Genomic DNA, 18,397 nt, shown 5'->3' with positions numbered 1-18,397 from the left:
GAGAACGGCCCCGACAGAGTCCGGTCAGCCCGAAAGCCCTTCCAGGAGACACATGAAGCCCCTCGGCCCCGGCGATCCGCTCCGCCTCGGCCCCTACCGTCTGATCGGCGTGCTCGGCGCGGGCGGCATGGGCCAGGTCTACCTGGGGCGGGACCGTACCGGGCGCACCGCCGCGGTGAAGGTGCTGCTGCCGGAGTTCGCCCACCGGCAGGAGATGGCCCGGCGTTTCGTGCGCGAGGCGCAGGCGGCCCAGGCGGTGCGCGGTGAGGGGGTGGCCCGGGTGCTGACGGCTCAAGACGGCAACAGCACCGACGCCTCCTCGGGGGGCCGTCCGTGGATCGCCACGGAGTTCCTGGCCGGGCCGACGCTGGAGGGCGCCGTGGGGCGGTACGGGCCGCTCGGCGAGGCTGATGTGCGGGCGCTGGGGGCGGCTGTCGCCCGTACCCTCGCGGACATCCACGCGACCGGCCTGGTGCACCGGGACATCAAGCCGTCGAACATCGTGCTGACCTCGGCCGGGCCCCGCGTCATCGACTTCGGCATCGCCCGGCCCGAACACGGCCTCACCCTCACCGCCACCGGCCAGGCCCCGGTGACCCCCGGCTACGGCGCCCCCGAGCAGGTGCTCGGGCGGCGGGTGGGGCCGCCGGGGGACGTGTTCTCGCTCGGCTGTGTCCTGGCGTACGCGGCGACCGGGGAGCGGGCCTACGACGGCGGGCATGTGGCGGCCGTGCAGTACGAAGTGGTGCACGGCGAGCCCCGGTTGGACCGTGTCCACCCCGAGCTGCGGGCCGTGATCGCCCCCTGCTTCGCCAAGGACCCGGCGTACCGCCCGCTCCCCGAACAGCTCGCCCGGGCCCTCGCGCCGCCGCGCAGGGCCGTACCGGCGTGGCGCGCGGGGCCGCTCGCCGACGACATCGCCGAGCGCGAGGCCGAGGCGGAGCGGCTGGCGGCCTTCCCCACGGACGGCCCCGCATCGCCACGGCCCAGCCGTCGCCGCGCGCTTTCCCTGCTGGCGGTCGGTGCCGCCACCGCGGTGGCGGGGGTGGGCGCGGGGGCGTGGTGGCTGCTGGACGGCGACGACGACGGCGGACCGGACGAGGACTGGGCCGCAGAGCCGCTGCCCGAGCCCGCCTCGGGTGACCGGACACCGCCACGGCCCCTGTGGGGACCGGTGTCCGGGGCGGCCGCCACCGACTCGCCCGTGCCGCTGCCGGTGCGCGATGTGGTCGTCGTCGGGGCCGCGGGCGGCGGGCTGCGGGCGTACGGCGTGGCCGACGGCCGGCGGCGGTGGGACGTCCCCGGCGCGTCGGCCGCCGCCCGGTACCTCGCCCCCGCCGACGACCTGCTTCTCGCCGCCGACACCGGGGGCACGCTGATCGCGTCGAACCCCGCGGAGGACGGGAAGCGGCTGTGGTCGGCCGCCGCCGACGCTGCCGTGCTGCTCGCCGCCGACGCGGAGGCGGTCTATGTGGTCACCCGCCAGGGCCGGTTGCGGGCGGTGGAGCTGGAATCCCGCAGGCCGCGGTGGACGGTGCCGGCGCCCGTCCGCACCTCCCCCAAGGCCCCGGCGCGGGCGGCGGTGGGCGGCCGTCGGCTGGTGGTCTGCGGCTCGGACGGCACCGTGGCGGCGCTCGACACCCGTACCGGGCAGGCCGCGTGGCCCGCGCGCAAGGGCCAGGGCACCAAAGCCCTCACCCCCGCAGTCGCCGGGGACTCCGTCTACCTCGGCGGGCGTTCCCTGACCGCCCTGGCGCTGTCCGACGGCACGGTGAAGTGGTCACACCGCTCCGAGATGCTCGGCGGCCGGAGCGACGACCAGGACTCGGACGGCTGGACCGCGCCCGCCGTGGCGGGCGATGCCCTGTACGCGGCCGACGGACAGGAACTGCGGCGGCTCCGTCTTGCCGACGGCGGCCAGTCCTGGACGTATCCGCTGCCCTACGAGGCGCCGCCCTCGGATCCGCCCGTCGTCGAGGGACACGGCGTGTGGATCGCCCTGGACCGGTCCGGTGGCGCGGGGGTCGCGACGGTACGGGCCAGGGACGGCGTCGGCGTGTGGCAGCACAGCGCGGGCCAGGCGGGCACGTTGACGGCGGCGGGCGCGGGCAACCGTGTCTTCCTGCTGCGCGGCGGCGCCCTGACGGCGATGCCCGTGTTCTGATTCGGCGGGGCGTCGGCGCCCTCGCCGCGACCGGCCCGGCCTCGGCTGCCGCGGCCTTCGCGCACCCGGGGATGCTGCACACCCGGGCGGACCTCGACCGCATGGCCGCCAAGGTGAAGGCGGGTGCCGCCCCCTACAAGGCGGGCTTCGCCAGGCTGACCGCCAAGTGGCACGCGGGGGCCGGCTGGACGGCCAACCCGCAGCCGACCGTCTACCGGGGTTCCGGCTCGCGCGGTGGGAGAGGATCGGGTTGGCCGGGGCCGCCTCGTAGGGGCCACGCGGCGAGCGGGCGCGGGCGATGGACACGCAGTGGCCGCGCTCGGTGCCGCCTTCGGCGGGCATCAGGTACCACCAGTCGCCGACGCGGTACAGATGCGGGGCCTCGGGATGCTGCAGCCCCGTCCCGGACCACACCGGCCGCGGGCCCTCCAGCACCGTGCCGGCCATCGGGTCGATACGGGCCACCTGGACGTCGGCCTCGGACCCGCGTCCACTCCGTGGGACTGTCCCGTTTTGTCCGGGTCGGCCGACCGTACCCTGATGCGCATGTCCGACTCGCTCGTCACCATGATGGTCGCTCAGGAGTCCGGCCGGCCCGACCGCATCGCCTATCGCTGTCTCGCCACGGGGGACTGCGACGGAGAGGTTCAGGAACTGTCGTACGGGCGGCTCGGCCGGCGCGCCCGGGCCATCGGCGGCTGGCTCCAGGAGCGCGGTCTCATCGGTTCCCGCGCGCTGCTGCTGTATCCGCCCGGTGTCGAATTCATCTGCGGCTACATGGGGTGTCTGGCGGCCGGGGTCATCGCGGTGCCGGGCGTTCCGCCGCAGGGGCGAAGGCACAACCACCGGGCTCTGACCAGGATGAAGCGCCTGATCGCCGACGCGGACGTCAAGGTGATCCTGGGCGGCCGGCAGATCATCGAGGCGCTGGACGGCATGGCGGAGGACCTTCCCCAACTGGCCGGGATCAGCCGCGTCGCCACCGAGGACATACCCGACGAGGCAGCGAATTCCTGGCGGGAAGCGGATATCAGGCCGGATTCGGTCGCGTTTCTCCAGTACACCTCCGGCTCGACCTCGGCTCCGCGCGGCGTGACGGTGACGCATGGCAATCTGATGGACAACCAGCGGGTCCTCACGGAGGGATTCGGGCACACCCCCGACGCGATCGCGGAGTGCGGCGGGGAGCTCTTCGTCAGCTGGCTGCCGGTGTATCACGACATGGGGCTCATCGCCCCCGTGCTCAACACCCTCTACCTGGGCGGGACATCCACCCTCTTCTCCCCGCTGCACTTCCTGCAGCGGCCCGAGCGCTGGCTGACCGCCATTTCGCGGTACCGCCCGCACACCAGCGGGGCGCCCAACTTCGCCTACGAGCTGTGTCTGCGGCATGCCACGCCCGAGCTCATGGACCGCCTCGACCTGGGGCGGTGGCGGGTGGCGTTCAACGGCGCCGAGCCGGTGCGGGCCGCGACGCTGCGGCGGTTCTCCGACACCTTCGCCGCCGCCGGGTTCCGGCGCGAGGCCTTCCTCCCCTGCTACGGGCTCGCGGAGGCGACGCTGATGGTGAGCGGCAACGCGGTCGGCGCGGCGCCGACGCTGGTCAGCGGGCGCGACATCGGTTCGCACTCCGGGACGGCGGACGCGGAACTGGTCGGCTGCGGGCGGCCGGGCCCCGGTATGACGGTGCTGATCGTCGACGCCGAGCGCCTGGAGGAGTGTCCCGAAGGGGAGGTCGGCGAGATCTGGGTCGCCGGTGAGAGCGTCGCCCGCGGCTACTGGCGCAACGCCCTCGCGACCCGCGAGGTGTTCCGGGCGTCGCTGAAGGACGGCAGGAACGGTTTTCTGAGGACGGGCGACCTGGGGCTCCTGCGGCACGGAGAGCTGTTCATCACCGGCCGGATCAAGGACCTGATGGTGATCGACGGGCGCAACCACTACCCCCAGGACCTGGAGCTGTCGGCCGAGATGTCCCACCCCGCGCTCCGCCCCGGCTGCACCGCCGCGTTCTCCGTCGAGGACGGGGCGCTGGGCGAGCGGCCCGTCGTCGTCGCGGAGGCGTCGCCGGAGTCGGCGCCCGAGTTCGACCGGATCACCACCCTGATCCGCAGCACGATCGGCGAGGCCCATGGCCTGTCGGTACGGGACGTGGTCCTGGTCAGCCCCGGCACCATCCCCAAGACGTCCAGCGGCAAGATCCAGCGCCGCGCCTCCCGGGCGGCATATCTCGAGGGGACGCTGTCCGTCGTCGGCTCGTCGGCCAGCTCGTCGGTTGGTTCCTCCCACGGCAGCACCGGCTAGCCGATGGCCACGAGGAAGTTTCCCGAGACCTCCGCCGAGGCCGTCCAGGCATGGCTGGTGCGGGCCGTCGCCGACCGCACCGGGCTCGATCCGCTGCGGGTCGAGGCCGAGGCCGAGCGGCCGATCGCCGAATTCGGCCTGGGGTCACGCGATCTGGTGGCGCTCGCCGTGGGCCTCTCCGAGCGGATCGGCCGTCAGATGGAGCCGTCCCTCCTCTACGACCACCCCACCCTCTCCTCCCTCGCCGAAGCGCTCTCCGGCCCCGGCCCCGGCCCCACGTCCGCCCCATCCGCCCCCTCCGCCCCGTCCGCCGACCGGGCGCCCCGGGTGGCGGGCCCGGCGGACGACATCGCGATCATCTCGATGGCCTGCCGCTTCCCCGGCGGCGCGGACGACCCGGAGGGGCTGTGGCGGCTCCTGGCCGCGGGCGAGGACGCCCTCGGCGAGGTCCCCGCGGGCCGTTGGAACACCCAAGCGCTGTACGACCCGGACCCGGAGGCCACCGGCAGGGCGTACACCCTGCGCGGCGGGTTCCTCACCGGCATCGACCGCTTCGACGCCTCGTTCTTCGGGATCGCGCCGCGCGAGGCCGCCGCGATGGACCCCCAGCAGCGGCTGCTGCTGCAGACCGGCTGGGAGGCGATCGAGCGGGCCGGGATGGTCCCCGGGGCGCTGCGTGGCAGCTCCACCGGCGTCTACCTGGGTCTGTACGACAGCGGGTATCTGGCCTCGGCCGGTCTCGGCCAGTTGGACGGGCACGTCGGCACGGGCACGGCGACGAGCGTCGCCTCCGGCCGGCTCGCCTACGCGCTGGACCTGCGGGGCCCGGCCGTGACGGTCGACACCGCCTGCTCCTCCTCCCTGGTCGCCCTTCACCTGGCCGCGCGGGCGCTGGCGGGCGGCGAGTGCGACCTCGCCCTGGCCGGCGGCGTCACGCTGATGGTCACCCCGCGCGGCCACGTCGAGTTCAGCAGGCTCCGCGGGCTGTCGCCCACCGGGCGGTGCCGGCCGTTCTCCCACGACGCGGACGGCGTGGTGTGGGCCGAGGGCTGCGGTCTGGTGCTGCTCAAGCGGCTGGCCGACGCGCGGCGGGACGGCGACCGGGTCCTCGCGGTCGTCAAGGGCTCGGCGATCAACCAGGACGGCCGCAGCCAGGGGCTGAGCGCCCCCAGCGGCCCGGCGCAGGAGCGGGTCGTACGCGCCGCCCTGGACGCCGCGGGCCTGGAGCCGCACGACGTGGACCACGTGGAGGCACACGGCACCGGCACCCGGCTCGGCGACCCCATCGAGGGCCGCGCTCTGGCCGCCGTCTTCGGCCCCGGCCGACCGGCGGACCGGCCGCTGGTCGTGGGGTCCGTGAAGTCGAACATCGGCCACGCGCAGGCCGCGGCGGGCATCGCCGGCGTCATCAAGACGGTGCTGGCCCTGCGGCACGAGCTGCTTCCGGCGTCGCTGTACGCGGAGCACCCGACCGAGCAGATCGACTGGGCGGGCGGCGGCCTGGAGGTGGCAGGGCGTGCGCGGGCGTGGCCGCGCGGGGAGCGGGTCCGCCGCGCCGGGGTGAGCGCGTTCGGGATCAGCGGGACCAACGCGCACGTGGTGATCGAGGAGGCGCCAGAGGACCTGGAGCCGGCCGCCGTGCGGGAGGAGGCCGGGGGTGAGCGAGGGGAAGTGACGCTCTTCCCGCTGTCGGCCCGCGGCCTGTCCGCGCTGCGCGGACAGGCCGGCAGGCTCCTCGACGCCCTGGCGGCCGAACCGGGCCCGCCCCTGTCGGCCGTCGCCGCGACGCTGGCGCATCACCGTACGCACTTCGAGCAGCGCGCCGTGGTCCTGGCGCGCCACCGCGACGAGTTGCTGAACGGGTTGCGCGGCCTGGTGTCAGGCCGGCCCGACGAGAAACTGGTGGTGGGGGCGCGGGAGCCGGTTCCGCCGGGGAAGCTGGCCTTCGTGTTCCCGGGTCAGGGCGCGCAGTGGGCCGGGATGGCCCGTGATCTGTCGGCCCGCTCCCCGCTGTTCGCGGACGAGCTCGACCGCTGTGACGCGGCCCTGCGCCCGTACACCGGCTGGTCGGTCGCGGCCGTCCTGCGCGGCGACGCGCAGGCCCCTCCGCTGGAGCGGGTCGATGTCCTCCAGCCGGTGCTGTTCGCCGTCATGGTGTCCCTGGCGGCGGTGTGGCGGGCCCGTGGGGTGCGGCCGGACGCGGTGGTCGGGCACAGCCAGGGCGAGGTCGCCGCGGCCTGCGTCGCCGGGGCCTTGAGTCTGCACGACGCGGCGGCCGTGGTCGCGCTGCGCAGCCGGGCGCTGACCGGCCTGGCGGGGACGGGAGCCATGGCCGTGGTGGCCCTGCCGTACGAGGAGGTCGAGGCCCGCCTCGCGGAGCTGGGCGGGAAGGTGTCGGTCGCGGCCATCAACAGCGGCAGGTCGACGGTGGTGGCCGGGGACGTGGCGCCGCTGGAGTCGCTGCTGGCCGGCCTGGAGCGGGAGCAGGTGTTCACCCGGCGGCTCGGTGTCGACTACGCGTCGCACAGCGCGCGCGTCGAGCCGGTGCGCGAGGCGATCCTGTCCGAACTCGACGGCGTCGTCGCCGCTCCGGCGTCCGTGGCGTGGTATTCGACGGTGTCCGGCGGGCCGGTCGGCGAGGAGTTGGAGGCCGACTACTGGTACCGCAATCTGCGCGAGCCCGTCCGCTTCGCCGCCACCGTGGAGCGCATGGTGGCCGACGGTTACCGGTATTTCGTCGAGCTCAGCCCGCATCCGTCGCTGATCACCGCCCTGCGGACGGTCGCCGAGGACACCGGAGGCGACCTGGTCGCCGTCGGTTCCCTGCGGCGCGACGAGGACGGGCCCGCCGCCCTGGACCGGGCGGCGGCCGAACTGCATGCGCACGGGCGGGAGATCGACTGGTCGCGTCTGGTCGCCGACGGTCCGTGGGCCGAGTTGCCGACGTACGCGTGGAATCCGCGGCGGCACTGGACCGAGCCCGACTCCTCGGCCGGCGCCGCGGGCCTGCTCCCCCGCGCCGGGCATCCGCTGCTCGGGGTCCAGTTGCAGTCGCCGGACGCGACGCGCTGGACGTTCCGGGGCGAGTGGTCCCGCGCCACGGCCGAGTGGCTGCCCGACCACGCGGTGTTCGGGCAGGTCGTGGTCTCGGGGACCACCCTGGCGGAGCTGTGCCGGGCGGCGCTCACCATGGCCCGCCCCGACGGCCCTGCCGGTGTGGCCGATCTGCTGCTGCTCGCCCCGCTGACGCTGCCCGCCTCCGGCACCGTGGAGGTGTCCGTCGAGGTCGTGGCCCCGGACCCGCGGGCCGTGCCGGAAGTGTTCGTGCACAGCAGGCCGCGCGGGCGCAAGCCCGGGGCATCGGAGTGGACGCTGCACGCCACCGCGTCGGCCGGTGAGCCCGCCACCGGCGCCCTCGGCCCGCCACCGGTGTGGCCGGAGGCGGCCGAGCCGTGCTGGGGCCCGGACACGTACGCGCGTCTCGCCGAGGCGGGCCTCGCCTACGGCCCGGCGTTCCAGGGCGTCCGGGCGGCGGTGCGCACGGGCGGCGGTGAGCTGCTGGCCCGGCTGTCGCTCCCGTCGCGGGCCCGCGACGCGGCGGACCCGTACCCGGTCCATCCGGCCCTGCTGGACGCCGCGTTGCACGTGGCCGCCGCGTTCGACACCTCGGGCCGGGTGCTGCTCCCGGTCGCCGTCGACCGGTGCGAACTGCCGCCGGGCCAGGCGGCCGACCTGATCGCGTCCGTGCGGCGCACCGGCGGGACGGGGGCGGACATCACGCTGGAGGTGGCGCTGTGGGACCCCGACGGCCTTCCGGCGGGGCGCCTGGAAGGCGTACGGCTGCGCGCCGCCGACCCGGCGCATCTGCGGGGCGCCGCCGAGAGCGCCCGGCATCTGTACGAGGTGGCGTGGACGGCCGTGGCCGCCGAGGCCGGGCCGGGCGGCGCTCCGTCGCCCGGCGATGGCTGGGCCCTGCTCGGCGACCCTTCGGACGAGGGGGTGGCGGCGGCCCTGAGGAGTCTCGGCCCGGCCGGGACCGGCGTGCGTACGGCCGACACGGTGGACGCGGTGCCGGACGGCGCCGACACGCTGATCAGGCTCTGGCCGACCCCCGAACCCGAGGCCGAACCGGCGGCTCTCGCGGGGGAGTTGGTGGCCGCCGGCCTTGCCGAGCTGCAGGCCGTCCTCGCCCTTCCGCGCGACCGGGCGCCGTCACGGGTCGTCTGGGTGACCCGTGGCGCGGTGGCGGCCGACGGCGGCGACACGGTGCCGGGCCTTGCCCAGTCGGCGCTGTGGGGCCTGGCCCGCGGCGCGCGCACCGAACACCCGGAGCTCGGACTGCGCCTGATCGACCTCGACGGCCCCGGCCCCTGGCCCGCCCTGCCCGCCGCCGTGGCGGCGCCCGACGAGCCGGAACTCGCGGTCCGCGGCGGCGGGTTGCTCGCGCCTCGCCTCGTACCCGCCCGCGCCGGGGACCGCCTCCGGGCCCCGGCCGACGGCTGGTCGGACCAGGAGCCGGGCGGCCGGGCCACGGTGGTGCCCACCGACGGCACGGTGCTGGTCACCGGTGGCCTGGGCGCGGTGGGCGGGCACATCGCCCGGTGGCTGGCCAAGAGCGGTGTCCCCCGGCTGGTGCTGACCTCCCGGAGGGGCCCCGAGGACCCGCGCCACGCGGAGGTCGCCGCGGAGCTGTCCGCGCTCGGCGCCGAGGTCGAGGTGGTGGCGTGCGATGTGGCGGACGGGGCGGCGCTCGCCGAAGTGCTCGCCGGCGTCGGCCGTGAGCTGCCGCTGCGCGGCGTCGTGCACTGCGCGGGTCTGCTGGCCGACGGGGTGCTCGCCGAGCAGACGCCCGAGCGGTTCGCGGAGGTGCTGCGCCCCAAGGTGGCGGGCGCGGCCCATCTCCACCGGCTCACCGCCGACGCCCCGCTCGGCCTGTTCCTGCTGGTGTCCTCGGCCGCCGGGGTGGTGGGCAGCGCCGGGCAGAGCAACTACGCGGCCGCCAACGCCTACCTCGACCAACTGGCCCATCACCGCCGGGCGTTGGGGCTGCCGGGGGTCTCCGTGGCCTTCGGGGCGTGGTCGGGGTCCGGGCTCGCCGCCGAACACGCGGATCTGGAGCGGATGGCCCGGGCCGGTTACCGCGCCCTGCCCCCGGATCAGGCCTGTGAGCTGGTCGAGCTCTCGCTGTCCCACCGCTCGCCGCATCTAATCGCCTGGGCCCTGGACCGGTCGCGGCTGCGTGACACCTTCGCGGGCGACGGCGGCCCGGCGGCGCTGTGGCGCACGCTGCTGCCCGCTCCCCGGACGGGCCGGGACGGCGGCGGGCCGACGGACCTGGCGGCCCGGCTGGCCCGGCTCCCGGAGGCCGAGCGCGCCGAACGGGTGCGCTCCTTGATCCGCGAGGAGGCGGCCCGGGCCCTGGGGCTGCGCTCACCGGACGCCATCCGCCCCGACCAGCCGCTGAGCGAGCTGGGCATGGACTCGCTCATGGCCGTCGAGCTGCGCAATCGGCTCGGTGCCCGGCTCGGCTCCCGGCTGGCGGCCACCGTGTTGTTCGACCATCCGACGACGGCCCGGCTCGCGGACCATCTGCTGGGCACCGTGTTCGCGTCGGGCGACCGTCCCGCCGGCCGGCCCGCGCCCGGCGCGCCGTCGGCGCGGGGCGGGTCCGACGAACCAGTGGCCGTGGTCTCCATGGCCTGCCGGCTGCCGGGCGGCGTCGCCGGCCCCGAGGCGCTGTGGGAGCTGCTGGCCGACGGCCGTGACGCGGTCGGGCCGTTCCCGGCGGACCGCTGGGACGTCGACTCGCTGTACGACCCCGACCCGGAGGCCCCGGGCAGGACCTACGCCCGGGAGGGCGGGTTCCTCCAGGACATCGACGCCTTCGACGCGGGCTTCTTCGAGATCACCCCGCGCGAGGCCGCCGCGATGGACCCCCAGCAGCGGCTGCTGCTGGAGACGGCATGGGAGGCGCTGGAGCGCGCCGGGATCGTGCCGGCCGAGCTCGCGGGCAGCACCACCGGCGTGTACGTCGGCATGTTCGGCAGCGGCTACCTGGCCGGGTCCCGGCTCGACCAGTTGGACGGCCATGTCGGCACCGGGACGGCGCTCAGCGTGGCCTCGGGCCGGCTCGCCTACGCCCTGGGGCTGCACGGCCCGGCCCTGACCGTGGACACCGCGTGTTCCTCCTCGCTGGCCGCGGTGCACCTGGCCGCGCAGGCGCTGCGCTCCGGCGAATGCGACCTGGCATTGACCGGCGGGGTGACGCTGATGGTCACACCGCAGACGTTCGTGGAGTTCAGCCGGTTGCGGGGGCTGTCACCGACCGGCCGGTGCCGGTCGTTCTCCGATGACGCCGACGGCGCGGTCTGGGCCGAGGGCGCGGGGATGGTGGTGCTCAAGCGGCTGGGCGACGCGCGGCGCGACGGCGACGACGTGCTCGCGGTGGTGCGCGGCACCGCGGTCAACCAGGACGGCCGCAGCCAGGGCCTCTCGGCGCCGAACGGCCCGGCCCAGGAGCGGGTGGTGCGCCGGGCCCTGGAGCTGTCCGGCCTGGCGCCCGCGGACATCGACTACGTCGAGGCGCACGGCACCGGCACCACACTGGGCGACCCGATCGAGGCGGGCGCCCTGTCGGAGGTGTTCGGCGCCTCCCGTCCGCAGGGCCGCCCGCTGTACCTGGGCTCGCTCAAGTCGAACCTCGGCCATCTGCAGGCGGCTTCGGGCATCGCCGGTCTGATCAAGGTGGTGCTCGCGCTGCGCCACGGGACGCTGCCGCGCACCCTGCACGCCGCCCGGCCCAGCCGCCACGTGGACTGGGACAGCAGCGGGCTGCGGCTGCTGCGGGAGCCGGTGGCCTGGCCGTCGGGCGCGCGGCCGCGGCGCGCGGGGGTCAGCGCGTTCGGCATCAGCGGCACCAACGCCCATGTGGTCGTGGAGGAAGCCCCACGTCCCACACCGGTTCCGCCGGTCTCCCCACCCGCCGAAGGGGTGCCACCACGGCGGCTGTTCGTGGTGTCCGCGCGCGGCGACGCCGCCCTGCGGGGCCAGGCCGCGCGGCTCGCCGGACACCTGGCCCAGCTCCCGCCCGACGCACTCGCGTCCGCGCTGCCGGACATCGCCCGTACGCTGGCCCGCCACCGCAGCCACTTCGAGCGGCGCGCGGCGGTGCCGGCCGGCGACCGGGGCGAGCTGCTGGCCGGTCTCGACGCGGTGGCGAGGGGCGAGGCGCGGACAGAGGCGGGGGCAGAGGTGTTCCGGTCGGCGCCGGGGGCCGCGCCCACGGGCAAGGTGGCGTTCGTCTTCGCCGGGCACGGCGGCCAGTGGCCGGGCATGGGCGTGGAGCTGATGGCCGGCTCGGAGGCGTACCGGGAAGAGCTGTCCCGCTGCGACGAGGCGATCGCCCGCCACACCGGCTGGTCGGTGCTCGCGGTGCTGCGCGGCGAGGAGGGCGCGCCCGGCATGGAGGGGACGGACGTCCTGCAGCCGGTGCTGTTCGCGGTCAACGCCGCACTGGCCGCCGCCTGGCGCTCCCTGGGGGTCGTCCCCGACGCGGTCGTCGGCCACAGCCTGGGCGAGATCGCCGCGGCGTACGCCGCGGGCGCCCTCACGCTGGAGGACGCCGCGGCCGTGGTGACCCGGCGGGCCCGCGCGGTGGTACCGCTGGCGGGTGCGGGCGGGCTGCTGTCCGTCGAGCTGTCGCGCGAGGAGGCCGAGCGGTTCCTCGCCCCGTACCCGGACCGGCTGTTCGTGGCGGCCGTCAACAGCGGGACGTCCACCGCCGTCTCCGGCGACCTCGACGCGCTGGCCGAGCTGCGGCGGCGGCTCGACGAGAAGGGGGTGGCCGCGCGGCGGCTGCCTGTGGCGTTCGCCTCCCACAGCCCGCTGATGGCCCCGCTGCGCGGGGAACTGCTGGAGGCGCTGGCCGGTGTCCGGGGCAGACGGGCGCGGACCCCGCTGTACTCGACGGTGCTCGCGGAGCCCATCGCGGGTGACCGGCTGGACGCCGACTACTGGTACGCGAATCTGCGGGAGCCGGTCCGGTTCGCCGACACGGTGCGGCGCATGCTGGACGACGGCTACCGCCACTTCGTCGAGCTGAGCCCGCATCCGTCGCTGGGCCCGGCGGTCGAGGCCGTCGCCGCCGAGGCCGGGGCCCGGGCGGTGAGCGTCGGCTCGCTGCGCCGCGACGACGGCGGCCGGGACGGGCTGCTGCGCCGGCTCGGGCGGCTGTACGCCGCGGGGCACACGCCCGACTGGGCGGCCCTCTTCCCGGCGGGCCGCCGCGTCGACCTGCCCACGTACGCCTTCGCCCGGGAGCGCCACTGGCTGTCGGCCGCCCCCGCGCCACCGCCGGGGCCCGGCACCTCGCCGCTGGCCGGCACGCATGTGGAAGCCAGCGACGAACCGGACCGGCACCTCTTCCAGACCGACATCGACCTGCGGGACGGCCGGTTCGGCTATCTGTCCGACCACCGGGTCGCCGGGGAGGTGTGGCTGCCCGCCGCGGCGTTCCTGGAGATGGCGCTCGCGGCGGCCTCGACGCTCCAGGACGGCGGCGGACCGGTCCGGCTGGCCGAGGTCGCGTTCGAGGCGCCGCTGCGCCTCGCGGCGGAGGCGCCCGTACGGCTGCAGCTGGTCCTGCGGCCCGAGGAAAACGGCGTACGGAGCTTCACCATCGCCTCGAGCGCCCCGAACGAGCGGCGCCCGGCGTGGGTACGGCACGTCACCGGGCACATCGTCCTCGCCGACGCCGAGCCCGGCGCCGAGCCCGGCGCCACTGGCGGAGGGCTCGCCGCGCTGCGTGACCGGTGCGCCGAGGCCGTCGACATGGGCGATGTGCACGCGGGTCTCGCCGCCCTGGGCATCGACTACGGCCCGGCGTTCCGGCGCCTGACGGAGGGCCGGCGCTCGGATGTGGCGGCCCTCGGCCGGCTGGCCGAGCTGCCCGCCGCAGGGCATCTGCTGCACCCCGCGCTCCTCGACGCCGCCTTCCAGACCGCCGCCCTGCCGGGCACCGCCCCCGCGGGCCGGGCTTTCGTACCCGCCGGGGCGGGACGGCTGACGTTCACGGGGCTGCGGACCGCGCCGGCGTGGGCGACCTGCTCGCTGCGCGCGGTGGACGGGGACACCGTGACCGTGGATCTGCGGCTGTGGGACGAGCGGGAACAACTCGTCGTGGACATCGAGGAATTCCGGCTGGCCGCGCCGGCCGCGCTGTCCCCGCTCGACGGCTCGCTCTTCGAGACGCGGTGGCTGCCCCGGCCCGCCGCGCGGGAGGTGCCCGCCCGGGGCAGCTGGCTGATCCTGTCCGACGAGTCCGGCGTGGGGGCCGCGCTCAGTGGTCTGCTCGGCCCGGCGCCGCATGTGGTGGCCCGCAGGGGCGACACCTTCGCGGCCGAGGCGCCGGGGCGCTACCGGCTCGATCCGCTGAACCCGGAGCACCTGGCGCGCCTGCTGGACGAGGCGTTCCCCGAGGGCCCGCCCGAGCGGGTGGTCCAGCTGTCCGCCCTGGACGCCCCGGCAGTCGACTCGGCGACCGACTGGGCCGAAGCGGCTGCCCGGCTGTGCTGTCTGACCACCCTGCACCTGGTACGGGCGCTCGCCGAGCGGCCCCGCGGCCGGGCCCCGCGTCTGTTCCTCGTCGTACGGGGCGCTCAGGCCGCCGGGGGCAGCGCGGAGGTGACACATCCGCAGCAGGCGCTCGGCTGGGGCTTCGGCCTCGCGGTGGCCCAGGAGTACCCCGAGCTGGCCACCACGCTGATCGACCTCCCGGCCGACGGCGGCCTCGACGCCATGTGGACACAGCTGCTCCACGCCGACGACGAGCGCCTGGTCGCGCTGCGCGGGGCGGGCCGCCTGGTGCCGCGCCTCGTACGCACCCGCCCGGACGACGCCGGGCGCGCCGGCATCCGCCCCGACGGCACGTACCTGATCACCGGTGGCCTCGGCGGCCTCGGCCGGGTGGTCGCCGAGCGCCTGGTGCGGCGCGGTGCGCGCCGGCTGGCGCTGCTGAGCCGGGGCGCACCCACCCCGGAGGCGGCGCGCTGGCTCGAGGCCCTGCGGGGGCGCGGCGTCACCGTACGCCACGCCCGGGCGGATGTCGCCGACCGGGAGGGCCTGGCCGCCGCGCTGGAGGGGCTGCGGCGCGAACTCGGCCCGGTCAGTGGCGTCGTCCACACCGCCGGTGTGCTCGACGACGCCACGCTGCCGAATCTGACGGAGGAGCGGGTGGAGCGCGTCCTCGCCCCCAAGGTGCTGGGCACGGCCCTGCTCACGGAGCTGGTGCCGGAGGCGGAGAGCCTGGTGCTGTTCTCGTCGGCGGCGGGTCTGCTCGGCTCGGCCGGGCAGGGCGCGTACTGCGCGGCGAACGCCTTCCTGGACGCCTGGGCACACCATCTCGCCCGCGCCGACCGGCCCGCGCTCAGCCTCGACTGGGGTGCGTGGACCGGCGTCGGGCTGGTGGCCGGGTCCGGCACCCGGGCCGCGTCGGTGAGCCGGTCGGGTCTGGTCGGCTTCTCCCCTCAGGAGGGAGGCGAGCTGTTCGAGCGGCTGCTGCCCACGGCACGCCGTCAGCTCGCGCCGCTCGCCCTGGACTGGGCGGGGCTCGCGCTCGACCCGGACGCGGCGCGGTCGCGGCCGTTGCTGTCCGGCCTGGTCACCGCCCCGGACGCCGGGCCGGGCGCGGGCGGGCTGGTCGAGCGGGTGCTCACGGCCACGACGGCGCGGGAGCGCACCGACCGGCTGGAGGCCTATGTACGGGCCAGGGTCGGCGAGGTGGCCGGCCTCGGTGTCACGGACGCCTCCCCCACCACGGCCCTCAAGGAGCTGGGGCTCGACTCCTTGATGATCGTCAGGCTGCGCAACGCCTTCACCCGCGAGCTCGGTGTCGAACTGCCCGCCTCCGCGGTGTTCTCGGCGGCCGACATCCGCGGCCTCGCGCGGGACCTGGGCGCGGCGCTGGCAGAGCGGGACACCACCGCCGGGTCAGGTTCCGCCCTTCCGGCGGCCGAGGCACAGGCAGAGGTGCCCGAGGTCGAGCTGCGGCCCGCCACCCGTGACGTGGTGCGGCTGTTGCGCAGCGCCCGGCGGGGCACCCCCGGTGCCGCGCACGCCATCGGCCTGGCGGTCCGGCTCGCCGAGCCCACCACCCGTCGGCGGCTGACCGACATCCTCGCGCGGCTGGCCGGGCGGCACGCCGCGCTGCGCACGGCGGTCCTCGCCGGGGCCGGGGAAGCTCCGCGGCTGCGGGTCGAACGAGAGCCCGCCGGGCCCCTGCTGCGCTGGACCGGGTTCGACGGCGGCGCGGACGAGGATGCCGAGGTGGACGGGCGGCTGCGGGAGTTGCTGGAGCCGCCGTTCGACCTGGCGTCGGCTCCGCTGTGGCGGTTCGAACTGCTCGACGGCGGCCCCCGGGGCCAGGTCCTGGTGTTCGGGGCGCACCACGCGGTGAGCGATCTGCAGTCGCTGCTGCTCGTGGCGGCCGAGATCGACCGCGAGCTGTCCGGCACCGCGCTGGGCGACACCGTCTCCAACCGCGATATCGACCTGCTGCTCCGGGCACAGGACCCACAGGAGGATCGGCGCACGCGGCCCGCCGACCGCCCCGACGGCGCGGCGGCCGAGTGGCGCGAGGCGTTCACCGGCAGTGCCCGGCTCGACCTGACGCTCACGCGGCCGCGTCCCCCGGTACGTTCCTTCCGGGCGGGCAGCGTGACCCTGGCGATCCCCGACCGGCTCATGGAGCGGGTGTCGTCCCGGGCGAGCCGACTGGCGATCACCCCGGCCGCCTTCTGCCTGGGCACCTGGACCGTGCTGCTCGCCCGCGAGCGGGAGCGCGACCGGTTCGTGCTCGCCGTCCCGGTGGACACCCGTATCCACGTCGACGCGTACGACGCGGTGGGCTTCTTCGGGGTGCCGGTGCCCGTCCCGGCCCAGGCCGCGCCCGGCGAGTCGGTCGAGGACGTACTGCGCCGCGCCGACGCCCGCCTGGACCGGGTGCTGACGAAGGGCGCCATGTTCTCCGACGCCTTGTCGGCGCTCGCCGCGCAGGGGCTCCACCGGGAGAACGCGCCACTGGTCGAGGTGTACTTCAACTACGTACGATCCTCGGCGGCGCGGCTGGGCCACCTGGAGGTCCTTCCGGCCGGGACCGGATACTCCGACCTCGACCTGATGGTCACCATGACGCCGGACTCGGGACGGCTGCGGCTGGACTACAACCTGGACATCATGGACGAGGCCGACGCCGCCGCGCTCGGGTCGCGGTTCCTGCGACTGCTCGCCGAAACGGCCGACGACCCCACGGCCCCGGCCCGTCCCACGGCCCCGGCCCGTCCAGTGGCCCGGCCCACCTCCCTCGCCCTCGCGGCCACCTTCGCCCTCGGCAACCTGCCGCTGCTGTGCGAGACGGCCCTCAATGACACCGCGTCAAACGGCGGTGGCGGCGGGGTGGTGGTCGTGGAGGCGCCGTATCACCATGTCCTGGCGAGCCTGCGGGACCCCTCCGGGGTCTTCGCCGACCCCTCGACGGCGCTGGGCGTGGTGCTGCTGAGGGCGACCGACCTGGAGCGTTTCGGGCCGGTCAACGACGCGCTGCTCGCCGAGTTGCGGACGGAGTACCCGGCCGCGCTGCGGGCGCTGTCAGAACGGACCCGCAAGCCGCTGGTCGTCGGGTTCCTGCCGTCCTCGTACGGCGACGGCCGTCTGGAGCGGTGGGAGCGCGAGTTGGCCGCCGAACTCTCGGAGCTGCCCGGCGTCGCGGTGCTGCGCCACGACGACTGGACCCGGCACCACCCCGTCACGGACCGGTTCGACGACCACACCGACAAGCTGGCCCACCTGCCGTTCACCCCGCCGTTCCAGGCGGCCGTGGCCCTCACCCTGGCCGAGGTGGCACGGGCCGTGTGCCGCACACCGCCGAAGGTGATCGCGGTGGACGGCGACGAGACGCTGTGGAGCGGTGTGGCCGGGGAGATCGGCCCGGACGGCGTGGACCTCGGCGGCCCCCGCGCGCTGCTGGCCCGCCGGCTGCTCCAGTGGCGCGCCGCCGGCGCCCTGCTGGTCCTGGTCAGCAACAACGACGAGGCCACGGTTCGGGCCGTCCTGGGCCGCCCGGACAGCCTCCTTGGGGCCGAGCACTTCAGCGTGGTCTCCGCAGCGTGGGGCCGCAAGGCGGAACGCCTGGAGGCCGCGGCGCGCACCCTCAATCTGGGCCTCGACAGCTTTGTGTTCCTCGACGACAACCCGGTCGAGATCGCCGCCATGCGGTCCGCGCTGCCCGAAGTGCTGTCCGTGACCTGCCCGGCGGCCGGGGAGCTGGCGCCCTTCCTGGCCCGGCTGTGGCCGCTGGTTTCCGTGGCGGCCACGGCGGAGGACTCGCTGCGCGCGGAGTTCTACCGCCAGGAGCGGGCCCGTGACGCGGTGCGCGAGCGGGCCGGGTTCGAGGAATTCCTCGCCCAGCTGGACCTGGAGGTCGACATCCGGCCGCTGTCCGAGCCCGATGTCCAGCGCGCCGGGCAACTCGTGCGCCGCACCAACCAGTTCACGCTCCGCGCCCGGTCGGCCGACGGCGGCGATCTGGAGCGCTGGCGCCGGCAGGGCGAGGTGTGGACGGCCGCGGCCCGCGACCGCTTCGGCGACTACGGGCAGATCGGGCTGCTCGCGGTCCGTCAGGAGGGCGACCGGCTCGACGTCCTGGCCTGGATGCTCAGCTGCCGGGCGCTCGGCCGCGGGGTGGAGGAGCGGCTGCTGGGGTGGCTGGCCGACCGCGCCGACACCCTGGGGTGCGCGACGGTGCGTGTGACGGCGGAGCGGACACCGCGCAACGTACCGGCCCGGCGGCTGCTCGCCGCGCTGGGCGGCGGCGAGCCGGACGATACGCGGCTGACGGTCGTGACGACGCCGGAGCGCCTGCGGGCGTTCCGGTCCTGA

Annotated in this window: 3 protein-coding genes and 2 pseudogenes; 4 read left to right on the top strand and 1 reads right to left on the bottom strand. The window is 76.1% G+C overall.

Translation table 11 applies throughout. The features are described from left to right. The first annotated feature begins 52 nt into the window (after positions 1-52). Positions 53-2,164: a serine/threonine-protein kinase gene (locus ACFZDL_RS08175; protein WP_353593537.1), complete on the top strand. Its 2,112-nt coding sequence runs from the start codon at positions 53-55 to the stop codon at positions 2,162-2,164. After that, positions 2,161-2,394 (top strand): annotated as a pseudogene (locus ACFZDL_RS08170) (Tat pathway signal sequence domain protein); the annotation flags it as partial. The gene ACFZDL_RS08175 and the pseudogene ACFZDL_RS08170, both read left to right, overlap by 4 nt. Here ACFZDL_RS08170 and ACFZDL_RS08165 read toward each other — a convergent pair. Further along, positions 2,381-2,635, bottom strand: a pseudogene (locus tag ACFZDL_RS08165) (family 43 glycosylhydrolase); the annotation flags it as partial. The pseudogenes ACFZDL_RS08170 and ACFZDL_RS08165 sit on opposite strands and share 14 nt — an antisense overlap. A 75-nt stretch (positions 2,636-2,710) precedes the next feature. Between ACFZDL_RS08165 and ACFZDL_RS08160 the strand changes: the two are divergent. Together ACFZDL_RS08160 and ACFZDL_RS08155 are read left to right on the top strand one after the other, a co-directional pair. Continuing rightward, complete coding sequence (locus ACFZDL_RS08160; protein ID WP_353593538.1) at positions 2,711-4,465, top strand: fatty acyl-AMP ligase; 1,755 nt, start codon at positions 2,711-2,713, stop codon at positions 4,463-4,465. Positions 4,466-4,468: 3 nt separating this feature from the next. Continuing rightward, positions 4,469-18,397 (top strand): SDR family NAD(P)-dependent oxidoreductase, encoded by a 13,929-nt coding sequence (locus ACFZDL_RS08155; RefSeq protein ID WP_353593539.1) that lies wholly within the window; start codon positions 4,469-4,471, stop codon positions 18,395-18,397.

Origin of the sequence: Streptomyces sp. NPDC007917, assembly GCF_042959105.1 — a bacterium.
Classification (GTDB): Bacteria; Actinomycetota; Actinomycetes; order Streptomycetales; family Streptomycetaceae; genus Streptomyces.
This window is presented reverse-complemented; position numbering and strand designations above follow the sequence as displayed.